At 63.7% G+C, this 8,911-nt stretch carries 12 protein-coding genes; all 12 read left to right on the top strand.

Features of this window, described 5'->3' with window-relative positions; translation table 11 throughout:
- Window positions 1–1,049, top strand: a 1,049-nt coding sequence (larA, locus tag J7J55_05525; protein ID MCD6142159.1) for a nickel-dependent lactate racemase, incomplete at its 5' end; no start/stop codon positions are given.
- Window positions 1,012–1,710, top strand: a complete 699-nt coding sequence (locus tag J7J55_05520) for a biotin--[acetyl-CoA-carboxylase] ligase (protein MCD6142158.1) — start codon at window positions 1,012–1,014, stop codon at window positions 1,708–1,710. The genes larA and J7J55_05520, both read left to right, overlap by 38 nt.
- A gap of 145 nt (window positions 1,711–1,855) precedes the next feature.
- Window positions 1,856–2,608 carry a TrkA C-terminal domain-containing protein gene (locus tag J7J55_05515; protein MCD6142157.1) on the top strand — a complete coding sequence of 251 codons (753 nt, stop codon included), beginning with the start codon at window positions 1,856–1,858 and terminating at the stop codon, window positions 2,606–2,608.
- Between the two features lie 65 nt (window positions 2,609–2,673).
- A complete protein-coding gene (frr, locus tag J7J55_05510; protein ID MCD6142156.1) occupies window positions 2,674–3,231 on the top strand; it encodes a ribosome recycling factor in 558 nt (185 codons plus the stop codon).
- 45 nt (window positions 3,232–3,276) lie between these two features.
- Window positions 3,277–3,657 carry a hypothetical protein gene (locus J7J55_05505; protein ID MCD6142155.1) on the top strand — a complete coding sequence of 127 codons (381 nt, stop codon included), beginning with the start codon at window positions 3,277–3,279 and terminating at the stop codon, window positions 3,655–3,657.
- Entirely contained in the window at window positions 3,630–4,328 is a 699-nt protein-coding gene (gene atpB / locus J7J55_05500) for a F0F1 ATP synthase subunit A (GenBank protein ID MCD6142154.1), read from the top strand. Before J7J55_05505 ends, atpB begins: the two co-directional genes overlap by 28 nt.
- A 15-nt stretch (window positions 4,329–4,343) precedes the next feature.
- Window positions 4,344–4,622, top strand: coding sequence for an ATP synthase F0 subunit C (gene atpE / locus J7J55_05495; GenBank protein ID MCD6142153.1), 279 nt, complete (start codon window positions 4,344–4,346; stop codon window positions 4,620–4,622).
- Window positions 4,623–4,631: 9 nt separating this feature from the next.
- Window positions 4,632–5,156 carry a F0F1 ATP synthase subunit B gene (gene atpF / locus J7J55_05490; protein ID MCD6142152.1) on the top strand — a complete coding sequence of 175 codons (525 nt, stop codon included), beginning with the start codon at window positions 4,632–4,634 and terminating at the stop codon, window positions 5,154–5,156.
- Entirely contained in the window at window positions 5,153–5,686 is a 534-nt protein-coding gene (gene atpH / locus J7J55_05485) for an ATP synthase F1 subunit delta (GenBank protein ID MCD6142151.1), read from the top strand. The genes atpF and atpH overlap by 4 nt, the downstream gene beginning before the upstream one ends.
- Before the next feature lie 9 nt (window positions 5,687–5,695).
- On the top strand, window positions 5,696–7,207 hold the full coding sequence (locus tag J7J55_05480; GenBank protein ID MCD6142150.1) for a F0F1 ATP synthase subunit alpha: 1,512 nt from the start codon (window positions 5,696–5,698) through the stop codon (window positions 7,205–7,207).
- A 3-nt stretch (window positions 7,208–7,210) separates the two neighbouring features.
- Window positions 7,211–8,056 (top strand): ATP synthase F1 subunit gamma, encoded by an 846-nt coding sequence (gene atpG / locus J7J55_05475; protein MCD6142149.1) that lies wholly within the window; start codon window positions 7,211–7,213, stop codon window positions 8,054–8,056.
- Window positions 8,057–8,095: 39 nt separating this feature from the next.
- Window positions 8,096–8,911: F0F1 ATP synthase subunit beta (locus J7J55_05470; GenBank protein MCD6142148.1), on the top strand; the 816-nt coding region annotated here is incomplete at its 3' end.

Here is an 8,911-nt window from a genome sequence, read left to right as displayed (position 1 = left end):
ACCATACCCGCCCCACTCCGACCCGGGAGATCCTCCCCCTCATCTGGGACCGGATCTCCTCCCGCGTCCGCCGGGAGGACGTGACGATCGTCGTCGCCACCGGGACGCACCGCGCCCCGACCGACGCCGAGCTCGATGCGCTCCTCGGGGGGATGCGCCGCGAGTTCCGCGTCCTGATCCACGACTGCGATCGCGACCTCGTCGAGGTGGGCGAAAGCTCCCGCGGGATCCCTATCCTGATCAACCGGACCGTGGCCGAGGCCGACCACGTGATCAGCATCGGACACATCGGGATGCACTACTACGCCGGCTACTCCGGCGGGAGGAAGAACATCCTTCCCGGGGTCGCCGGGCGGGAGACGATCGAGCGCAACCATTCCCAGCTCCTCGATCCGGGTTGCGAGGGATGCGTCTACCACGGCAACCCGATCAGTGAAGAGATGTCCGAGGCGGCGCGGCTCGTCAAGGTCGATTTCATCGTCGACGTCGTCCTCGGTCCGGACGGGCGCGTCGTCAGGGTCGTGGTCGGGGATATCGAGGCGGCGCACGCGGTCGGGCGGGCGGTCTGGGATGAGATGTTCAAGGTGCCGCTTCCTGAGAAAGCCGATCTCGTGATCGCCTCCGCCGGCGGTCGGCCCAAGGACATCGACCTCTACCAGGCGTACAAGGGGCTGTACAACGCGGCCAAAGCGGTCCGGGACGGGGGGATGATCCTCCTCGTCGCTGCCTGTCCGGACGGGATCGGCCATCCCGTGTTCGAGGATTGGATCCGCCGCTGCGAGAGACCGGAGGACGTGTTCGGAGTGTTCGAAACGGAGGGGTTCAAGCTCGGCGGGCACAAGGCGATCTATCTTGCCAAGGACCTCGCCCGCGCCGAGATCCATCTTCTGTCCGAGCTGGACGATCGGCTCGTCGAGCGGTTCTTCCTCAGACCGATCCACGATCCCAACCGGATACTGAACCTCGCCCGCGATCGGTTCGGCCCGGGGTTCAGCGTGCTCGTCCTTCCCCATGCCGCAGATACGTTCCCTGTCGATCAACGGGCATGAGCTGCGCCTGCTACGCTACGGGCGGGTCGATTCCACCCAGCGGATCGCCCGCGGGCTCCCGGTGGGGACGGTGGTCATCGCCGATTCTCAGACCGCGGGACACGGCCGCTACGGGCGGGAATGGGTATCGCCGCCCGGTGGGCTGTACACCTCGATCGTCCTCGCCCCGGATCCGCTTCTTCCGCTGCGCGCCGGGGTGGCGGTGGCGGAAGCGCTCTCCGGCTGTGGAATCGCGGCGCGGCTCAAGTGGCCGAACGACGTCACGGTGGACGGGAAGAAGATCGCCGGGGTCCTGATCGAGGAGGCGGACGGGACGATGATCCTCGGGATCGGGGTGAACCTGGATCGGGTCCCGTACCCGGGCGCGACGAGCGTGCGTGCCGCCGGCGGGAGGGTCCCTGCGCCGGAGGAACTCCTCTCCCGCATCCTCAGGGTGTTACTCGCTCCGACGGCGGATGATGCTATTCTCACCCGCTACCGTGCACTCTGCGCTACCCTTGGTAAGGAGGTCTCCGTATCCATCGGGAGAGGCCTGATCCGCGGCCGCGCAGTCGGGATCGAACCGGACGGTGCGCTCATCGTCTCCACCGCTGCCGGAGCGCGCCGGATCGCCTCCGGGGAGTGTCGCCACCTCTACGGTCGAGACACTCGGTCCTCATAAAGGCGTGCGGGGAAGGAAGTGGGGGCAACCTTCCCCGCATCAGGGCCAGACAAGGAGGCGTATCTCTCCAGTTTGATTATGCCTAGCTAGCTGCGGTCTTGGACAAGAGTTGATCGAGCCGGCGCAAGGTGGTATCTCTTAGGGTATGGCGGCGATAATCTCCCTCCTCATCGTGGTTGCCTTGTCCCTCCTCATCACGCGGGTGGCAACGGTGGCGCTGACCCTGACCGGGATGTCCCGCGAGGCGGCTCGGTTCCAGGCTCGGTCTGCGTTCAGCGGGGTGGGATTCACCACCAAGGAATCGGAACAGGTCGTCCAACATCCGGTACGACGGAGGATCATCCTCCTGTTGATCCTGCTCGGGAACGCCGGTGTTGTCACTGCTCTCGCCTCCCTGATCATCTCGTTCACCGACTTCAAGGAAGGGGAGTGGCTCCCCCGCTTGCTCGCCCTGTTGGGCGGGCTAGCCGGTTTATGGGTGATCGCCGCGAGCAAGCTGATCGACCGGGGGCTGTCCCGCGTGATCGGTTGGGCCCTCAAGCGCTGGACCCACCTTGACGTGCGCGACTACGCCGCCCTCCTCAACCTCTCCGGTGGCTATCGGGTAGTCGAGCTCCAAGTGAAACCGAACGATTGGCTCGCTAACCGGAGGCTGTCCGAGCTCAAGCTGCGGGACGAGGGGATATTGGTACTCGGGATTCACAAGGCGGACGGGACGTACATCGGCGCTCCCCGTGGGCACACGGAGATCCACCCTGGTGATCTGGTCGTACTGTATGGAAGGGCCGGAGTACTGTGCGAACTCGACGCCCGTCGTCGCGGAGTGACCGGGGATAAGGCCCATGCCGCCGCTGTCCGGGAGCAGCAGAAGATCCTGCGCGAGGAAGCGGAGCGCTGAATGCTTGCCCGTACTTGCAATGAAGTGACCGGGCCCTATAATCCAACTCCAAGAGGTGTTACACGATGCCGGAACGAGTGAGAAAAGAGATGGTCGCCCACATGGAGCGCACCCTGGAGGTACTGCGGGTCAGTCTGGCCAAGATCCAGACCGGTCGAGCGAACCCGGCGATGGTCGAGGACGTGACCGTGGATTACTACGGGACCCCGACCCCGCTCAAGCAGCTGGCGACGATCGCCGCGCCCGATCCTGATCTCCTGGTGGTGCAGCCGTACGACAAGACGCAGATGGGGGCGTTCGAGAAGGCGATCCTCGCCGCCGATCTCGGCCTCAACCCGACGAGCGATGGACGGGTGATCCGGATCAAGGTCCCCAAGCTCTCGGAAGAGAGACGGGAGGAGCTGATCCGAATCATCAAGGCGAAAGGGGAGGAGGCAAAGGTTGCGCTGCGGAACGTCCGGCGCGAGGCGAACGACAAACTCGATCGGATGAAGGACGACGGCGAGATCTCCGAAGACGATCACCATCGTGCCCGCGAGAAGAACGATGAGACGATCCGCGAGTACGAGAAGAAGGTCGATGCCCTTGTGGAGGAGAAGAGCAAGCAGCTGCGCGTCATCTAGAGTGAGGTGATGAAGATGGGCGGGTCCTCCCGGCCCGGTTTTTTTGTGATCTTTCGTCTACGTCTCCTCTGGCCCGTGCTTGCGCTCGGCGCTGTGATCGCCGTTGCGTGTGGCGCCCCGGATGTGGCCCTCGGGCTCGCGCTCGGCGGCAGCCTGTTCACCCTGAACGCGTGGTTCATCTACGAAGCTGGTAGGTCCCTGCTTTCCCACCGAAGGCGGAGGACGGGCGGATTGATCGCCGGGCTCGGGAGCGTCGGTCGGCTCGCCTTCCTCGGGGTGGGGCTCGCCGGCATTTCCCTGCTCGGGCAGACGGCCCTCTTCGCCGCCATGAGCGGGCTCTTCCTCGGACAAGTCCTCGTCCATCTGGGCAACTTGCATCTACAGGAGGTGAAACGGGAATGTCGGAGCACCTGGGCGAGAAGCTGATCCTCCACATCCCGGTCGGAAGCGGAGGATTCGACATCGATATCATAACGATGATCATGAGCTGGATCGTGATCGGGCTCCTCGTTGCGCTCGCGCTCCTCTTCCGCCGTTCCCTGCGCCAGCCGGTGGACGCCAAACCGAACCGGATTCAGGCGACACTCGACCTCATCCTCCAGTTCATCGAGTCACAGCTTACCTCTAACTTTGCCTCTGAGAAGTTGGCGCGGGAGTTGTTCCCGTTCATCGGGACGCTGTTTCTGTTCATCCTCTTCTCCAATTGGATCTCCATCATCCCCTACTTCGAATCCCCGACCAAGGATCTGAACGTCACGTTCAGCTTCGCTCTGTTGGTCTTCTTCATGTCTCAGTTCTACGCTGTACGGCTGAACGGGGTACGCCGCTACATAAAGGGGTTCATGGAGCCGTACGCGTTCCTCCTTCCCCTCAACGTCATCGGATTGGTGGGAAAGCCCCTCTCGCACGCGTTTCGTCTGTTCGGGAACATGTTCGGGGGAGCGATCATGCTCTCCATCATCTATTCGTTCACGTTCCTGTCGTTTGGCTTCCCGCTCATCGTCAATCTGTTCTACGGACTGTTCGAAGGAGCGATTCAGGCATTTGTGTTTGCCATCCTGGCGGTCGCGTACATCAACGCGGCTGTTGAGACCTAGACATAAGGAGGAAATATGCTGCAAGAAGCACAGCAGGTGGTAAGTGGGATTTCGGGGGCGGATATCGCCACTGCGGCGAAGTACATCGCTGCCGGACTCTGCATGGGAATCGGAGCGATCGGGTCGGCGATCGGTGAAGGGATCGCCGCCGCGCACGCCCTCGATGGGATGGCGCGGCAACCGGAGATGGCGGGCAGGTTGATGACCACCATGGTCCTCGGCCAGGCGATCACGGAGTCGACGGGAATCTACTCGCTTCTGATCGCGATCGTCCTGCTGTTCGTAATGAAGTAGGGAGGAGCCGTGGAACTCTTCTGGGGGAAGGTCGTAAAGAGCATCAACCTGACCTTCATCGCCAACCTCGTCAACTTCGCGCTCCTCCTCTACCTGTTGAAGCGATTCCTGTACAAGCCCGCCCTCGATTACCTCGACAAGCGGCGGGAGTTGATCGCCTCGCGGATGGAGAAGGCACGAATGGCGCAGGAGGAGGCGGAGCGGCTCGCTGCCCAGCGCGAGGAGGAGCTGAAGAAGGCGTTCGTCCAAGCGGAGCGAACGATCGAGGAGGCACGCGCGCGCGCCGAGGAGATCGTCGCCCAGGCGAAGGACCAGGCCAAGGCTGAAGGGGCACGGATCCTGGAGTCGGCCCGCCGCGAGGCGGCCAAGGAGCGGGCGGAGATGGAGAACGAGCTTCGCCGTGCCTACGCCGAGCTCGCCGTGATGGGGGCGGCGCGGGTCCTCGACCGCGAGGTAAAGCTCGAGGATCACCGCAAGCTCCTCGATGAGCTCCTCGCCGAGGTCGACGCCGAGGCAGCACGGCTCAAGTCATGAAGTCACGGGAGATCGCGCGCCGCTACGCCGAGGCCCTCTACAGCCTGGCGCGGGAGGAGGGGATCGTGGACGAGATTGAGTCCGGCTACGGCCGCGTGGTGGAGGCTCTCGACGCCGTTCCCGATGCCATGACCTTTCTCACCCATCCGCTCGTGCCGCGGGGGGACAAGCTCTCGTTCATCGACAGAGCGTTCCCGGATATCCCGGAGTACCTGCGCAATCTCTTGCACCTCTTGGTGAAGAACGGCCGTGAGGGATATATCCGCTTGATCTACGACGAGTTCATTAACCTGCGTGGGGAGAGGGAGGATATCGCGCAAGTGCGGGTGGCTACGGCAAAGCCTCTCTCGCAAGCGGATAAGGACAAGTTGATAGAGCACCTGACAGCGGCGCTCGGGAAGCGGGTGAAGCTGTCCGAGCGGGTCGATCCTGGACTCATCGGCGGGGTTCGCCTCGAGCTTGACGACAAGGTGATAGATGGGACGCTGCGGGCGAAGCTTGCACAGCTGCAGGCGGCGCTCGCCGGATAAGGAGGAACGTTGGTTGGAACGCGAAAAGATGAGATCAGCGCCATCCTGAAGGAACAGATCAAGGGTTTCAACTACGACCTCGAGATGCGCGAAGTGGGGACGGTCGTCGAGGTCGGGGATGGGATCGCCCGCGTGTACGGGCTCGAGGATGCAATGGCCTCGGAGATAGTTCAATTTCCGAACGACGTCTTCGGCCTCGTCCTCAACCTGGAAGAGGAGAGCGTCGGGGTCGCCCTGTTCGGGGAGACCGAGCTGGTGCAGGAGGGGGACGAGGTGCGGCGCACCGGCCGCGTCCTGGAGACGGTGGTCGGGGAGGCGCTGCTCGGCCGGGTGGTCGATCCCCTCGGCCGTCCCAAGGACGGGAAGGGACCGATCGATGCCAAAGAGCACCGCAAGGCGGAGATCAAGGCACCGGGGGTGATCGAGCGCCAGCCGGTGAACACCCCGCTCCAGACCGGGCTCAAGTCGATCGATGCCCTCACCCCGATCGGCCGCGGCCAGCGGGAGCTGATCATCGGCGACCGCCGCACTGGAAAGACTGCGATCGCGGTGGACACGATCATCAACCAGAAGGGGAAGGACGTGTACTGCGTGTACGTGGCGATCGGGCAGAAGTCGTCCACCATCGCCCGCGTGGTCGACGCCCTCGAGCGGCACGGGGCGATGGAATATACAATTGTCGTCGCCGCCGAGGCGCACGATCCGACCCCGATGCTTTATCTTGCTCCCTACGCCGGGTGCGCGATGGCCGAGTACTTCATGTACAACGGGAAGGACGCGTTCATCGTGTACGACGATCTATCCAAGCACGCCGTCGCCTACCGCGAGATGTCGCTTCTGCTGCGGCGTCCGCCCGGACGTGAGGCCTATCCGGGAGATATCTTCTACACCCACTCGCGCCTGCTGGAGCGGGCGGCGCGACTGTCCGACGAGCACGGCGGTGGTTCGCTCACCGCGTTCCCGATCATCGAGACCAAGGCCGGTGACATCACCGCCTACATCCCGACGAACGTGATCTCGATTACCGACGGACAGATCTACCTGGAGACCGATCTGTTCAACCAGGGATTCCGCCCGGCGATCAACGTGGGATACTCGGTCTCCCGCGTCGGGGGGGCAGCGCAGATCAAGGCGATGAAGCAGATCGCCGGTGAGCTCCGGCTGGAGCTGTCGCAGTACCGCGAGCTCGCCGCATTCGCCGAGTTCTCCGCCGACCTCGACGAGGCGTCCAAGGCCCAGCTCGCCCGCGGGGATCGGTTGATGGAGATCCTGAAGCAGGATCAGTATCAGCCGATGCCGGTGGAGGATCAGGTTGTCGCTCTGTACGTCGGGGTGAAGAACCACCTTGCGGACATCGACGTCGGGGCAGTGCGCCGGTTCGAGGAAGGATGGCTGCGCTTCCTCCATTCAGAACATGAAGACATCTTCGATGAGTTGCGGGACAAACAGGAATTCACCCCGGAGATCGAGGCGAAGCTGGAGCGAGCGGTGCGTGAATTCAAGGAACGGTTCGGAGGATAGCCGATGGCGGAGAACGTACGCGCGATCAAGCGGCGGATCGGGAACATCGAAAACATCCGCCAGATCACCAAGGCGATGAACGCGATCGCCATGACCAAGCTGACGCGGATGAAGCGGCGGCTGGAACCGGCCCGCCCGTACGTCGCCGCCCTTGAGAGCTTCATCGCCGCCCTTCTTGCCCAGGGAACCGAGGTCTCGCACCCGCTCCTGGCTGACAACGGCTCCACCGCCGTCGGAGTCCTGGCGTTGAACGCTGACCGGGGCCTGTGCGGCCGGTTCCAAGGGGAGATAAACCGGAAGGCGGAGGAGATGGTGACGCGGGACGGGGGCAAGATCCTCGCCGGGGGAGAGAAGGCGCGGGCGCACTTCTCCACCCAACGAGGGATCGAGATCCTGCGCGCTTATACCCACCTGTACGAGGAGCCGAGCATCCAGGCGGCGCGGAGGATCGCCCGCGACGCGATCGATCTCTACACCGCTGGTGAGATCGGAAAGCTGGTTGTCGTCGGGATGGAGTTCGTCTCCGACCTCGCCCAGCGGCTGGTGACCGTCGACCTCCTCCCGATCCGGGTTGCGCCGGCGGGTGGGGAGGCGATCGTAGAGCCGGGGGACGCAGCCGAGATGCTCGCGATCGCCCTTCCTCTCTACCTTGAGGGGAAGATATTCGGGCTCCTCCTCGAGACGAAGACGAGCGAGCACGCGATCCGGAGGCAGGCGATGAAGAACGCAACCGACAACGCCGATGATCTGTTGACCGTCCTTACTCGGTTCTACCACAAGGCGCGCCAGCAGTCGATCACCCGCGAGATCGCGGACATCGTCGGCGGGGCAGAAGCACTGAGAGAGTGAATGATCGCTGGATCAGGATTAAAGGATGGGGGATGAAAGATGGCTGACAAGAAGGCGGTAGGAAGGATAACCGAGATCAAGGGGCCGGTGATCGATGCCCGGTTCACCAAGGGGGAATTGCCGCGGGTTAACGACGCGCTCGTGATCCCACGGGACGGTGCTCCTGACCTGGTTCTGGAGGTGGCGCAGCACCTGGGCGACGACGTGGTGCGGGCGATCGCGATGGATTCGACCGATGGGCTGTCACGGGGGATGGAGGTGATCGCCACCGGGGGACCGATCACTGTCCCGGTCGGGCCGGAGACGTTGGGGCGGATGCTCAACCTCGTCGGTGCACCGATCGACGAGCTTCCCCCGGTCGATGCGAAGAAGCGCTACTCGATCCACCGTCCTGCCCCGTCCCTCCTCGACCAGGAGACCGAGACCGAGATCTTCGAGACCGGGATCAAGGTGATCGACCTCATCGCCCCGTTCCCCAAAGGAGGGAAGATCGGGCTGTTCGGCGGAGCCGGAGTGGGAAAGACCGTCCTCATCATGGAGTTGATCCGCTCCATTGCCTACGAGCACCAGGGCTATTCCGTCTTCGCCGGGGTGGGGGAGCGGACCCGCGAGGGGAACGACCTCTACCTGGAGATGAAGGAGGCCGGGGTGCTCAAGAACACCGCCCTCGTCTACGGCCAGATGAACGAGCCGCCCGGAGCGCGGTTCCGTGTCGGGCTCACCGGGGTGACCCTCGCCGAGTACTTCCGCGACGAAGAGGGAAAGGACGTGCTTTTGTTCATCGACAACATCTTCCGGTTCGCCCAGGCGGGGAGCGGGGTCTCGGCTTGCCTGGGCCGCTTCCCCTCCGGGGTG

The sequence above is a fragment of the Candidatus Bipolaricaulota bacterium genome (genome assembly GCA_021159055.1).
GTDB lineage: Bacteria > Bipolaricaulota > Bipolaricaulia > UBA7950 > UBA9294 > S016-54.
This window is presented reverse-complemented; position numbering and strand designations above follow the sequence as displayed.

Coding starts and splice junctions, on each gene's coding strand:
- J7J55_05520 (MCD6142158.1), top strand. CDS start 1,012: ATGCCGCAGATACGTTCCCTGTCGATCAACGGGCATGAGCTGCGCCTG.
- J7J55_05515 (MCD6142157.1), top strand. CDS start 1,856: ATGGCGGCGATAATCTCCCTCCTCATCGTGGTTGCCTTGTCCCTCCTC.
- frr (MCD6142156.1), top strand. CDS start 2,674: ATGCCGGAACGAGTGAGAAAAGAGATGGTCGCCCACATGGAGCGCACC.
- atpB (MCD6142154.1), top strand. CDS start 3,630: ATGTCGGAGCACCTGGGCGAGAAGCTGATCCTCCACATCCCGGTCGGA.
- atpE (MCD6142153.1), top strand. CDS start 4,344: ATGCTGCAAGAAGCACAGCAGGTGGTAAGTGGGATTTCGGGGGCGGAT.
- atpH (MCD6142151.1), top strand. CDS start 5,153: ATGAAGTCACGGGAGATCGCGCGCCGCTACGCCGAGGCCCTCTACAGC.
- atpG (MCD6142149.1), top strand. CDS start 7,211: ATGGCGGAGAACGTACGCGCGATCAAGCGGCGGATCGGGAACATCGAA.